This window comes from Neisseria sp. HMSC074B07 (assembly GCF_001810355.1).
Lineage (GTDB): Bacteria > Pseudomonadota > Gammaproteobacteria > Burkholderiales > Neisseriaceae > Neisseria.
The window spans coordinates 1-351 of record NZ_KV800962.1 but is presented as its reverse complement, the minus strand read 5'-3'; the positions used below and the strand labels follow the sequence as shown (position 1 = coordinate 351).

Annotated in this window: 1 pseudogene; it reads right to left on the bottom strand. The window is 61.0% G+C overall.

The features are described from left to right. Nucleotides 1-315: pseudogene (locus HMPREF2726_RS09215) on the bottom strand (RHS repeat protein); the annotation flags it as partial. Nucleotides 316-351 lie beyond the last annotated feature (36 nt).

Genomic DNA, 351 nt, shown 5'->3' with positions numbered 1-351 from the left:
GTCGGGCAGGCCGTTTCGGGCGTTCTCTTCTTTGCTCGGCACCTTCCATTGGTGCTGGGCGATGAGTTGGCCGTTTTCGTTGTAGTCGAAGCAGGTGATGCTGTGGCGGTTGGCGGCGCGGACGAGGTTGCCGTCCGGGTCGTAGCCGTAAACGGTTTCCTGAACCTTGTCGTTATTGCGGGCGAGGGTGTGGATTAGGCGTCCCAATATATCGCGTTTGAACTCGGTAATCCGCAGCGGGGTTTGGCTGTCGAGGTCGTCTGAAAGCGGGGCGGCGTCTTTTTTGGGGACGGGCTGTCCGCCCAGTTGCGCCATCAGTTTGGCGGCGAGGGAGGCGTCGTCGCCGAATTC